The organism is Vibrio sp. M250220 (assembly GCF_036533795.1).
Lineage (GTDB): Bacteria > Pseudomonadota > Gammaproteobacteria > Enterobacterales > Vibrionaceae > Vibrio.
This window is the reverse complement of record NZ_JATABI010000121.1, coordinates 1-1,766: the sequence shown is the minus strand read 5'-3', so window position 1 is coordinate 1,766 and position 1,766 is coordinate 1. Positions and strand designations below refer to the sequence as shown.

The following is a 1,766-nucleotide window of genomic DNA, read 5'->3' as shown; positions in this document are numbered from 1 at the left end:
CCCTCCTCAAGAAAGGTATGAACCCACTTGTTCACGCTAGTGCGGCTTACCTTCAGGTATTTGGCAATCTGTGTTCGAGACCGCCCTTCTTTAAAGTGTGCTAGAGCAAGTAAACGCATCTTCATTTGTATAGACTTCTGCTGACTAGCAAGTTTTTTAAAGTCGATGTTGTCGAGGCTATCCATGGTATTCTCGTGTAGAAATGATAGCCTCAATTAGACCATATTTTTACTTAGATTGGTATAAGACATCATCCAAGCGCCCATCGAAGTGAATCGCTAGTTGAGATAATGTCATATTCCAGTTCTGGATTGGCATTGTCCATTTCTTAGATGCATTCAATATCCCAGCGTACAGCAGTTTTAGCAAGGGGAACCCACCTTTGGTTTTGGTCAGTTTACGGAACTGGCGGTGTACTGCCTCGATGGCATTCGTGGTGTAGATAGCCTTTCGAACGTACTCTGGATACTTGAAGTAAACCGATAGATTTTCCCACTTATTCCGCCAAGAACGCAGAACGATCGGGTACTGTTGACCCCATTTCGATTCTAAGCGATCCAGCTCCATCTCAGCAGCCTCTTTGCTGACAGCACGGTAGACTGGCTTCAGGTCAGCCATAAACTCCTTCTGGTGCTTGGAGGCCACGTACTTCAATGAGTTGCGGAGCTGATGAATTACACACTGTTGCACTTCTGTATTTGGGTAAATCGTAGCGATGGCTTCTGGGAAGTCTGTAAGGCCATCCACGCAGGCAATCAGGATGTCTTCGACTCCACGATTATGCAGATCGGTTAGCACTGACAGCCAGTAGTTTGCACCCTCTGATTCGGATAGGTAAAGACCTAGCAACTCTTTCTTACCTTCAATCGTGAGGTCAAGGATAGTGTAAATCGCCTTGCTGACGTAGCGTCCATCTTCTCGGATTTTATAATGGATGGCATCAAGCCAGACAAAGGGATAAAGTGGATCTAGTGGACGTTGCTGCCACTCCTTAAGTTCAGGGATTAAACGCTCTGTCACGCCTGTTATAGTGGCTTCAGAGACATCAATACCATACATATCTTCGACGTGACCACGAATGTCACGATAGCTCATGCCAAGTGAGAACATAGACAAGATCTTACGGTCGAGCTCATCAGTGAGCTTAGTTTGGTTTTTCTTGATGAGTTGAGGCTCAAACGAGCCTTGGCGATCACGTGGTGTGTCTAGTTCAAATGCGCCTACTGAAGACTTAACAGTCTTCTTGCTTGAGCCATTTTTGCGGTTTGGTTGGTCGTCATTGTCTAGGTGTTGCTCAAGTTCTGCCTTTAATGCAGCTTCAGTTATTTGCTTAATAAGGGGAGTTAAGAAGCCATCTTTCACCTGTCAGATCTTGTCCTGACTGAAGAGCTTTAATGGCTTGTTCTAGATCGAATTCGTTGGTCATGTGTCATTCCTGTTTTATACATATTACTGAAATGACACAGATTTCTAAACACTACCAAAAGTGAAGCATAATTAGGATCAGCTATTTAGTGTCTTTTCTTCGATGTGTTTTTTACCCCAATTTGTGATTTCTTGCTTCTTAAAGCCATCCACCATGCTCATTCGCATGTAGATTGGGTGTCTCTCGTCATTCATCTGTATCGCAGCAACGAATGGCGTTTTCTTTTTAGAGCCACGACCCCGTTTACCGCCCTTGCCTTTACCACCCCAATAGGCATCATCAAGCTGCACAATGTTCTCAAGTGGTTGTTTATCATCGTTTTCCTTCATTGCTTGCATCA

The 1,766-nt window shown here is 44.5% G+C and carries 1 protein-coding gene and 2 pseudogenes; all 3 read right to left on the bottom strand.

The annotated features are described in order from the left end of the window. On the bottom strand, positions 1-185 hold a 185-nt coding region (locus tag QTN94_RS19775), incomplete at its 3' end, for a helix-turn-helix domain-containing protein (RefSeq protein ID WP_331428629.1). A 43-nt stretch (positions 186-228) separates the two neighbouring features. Next, positions 229-1,426 (bottom strand): annotated as a pseudogene (locus QTN94_RS19770) (IS256 family transposase). Between the two features lie 101 nt (positions 1,427-1,527). Next, positions 1,528-1,766 (bottom strand): annotated as a pseudogene (locus QTN94_RS19765) (transposase); the annotation flags it as partial.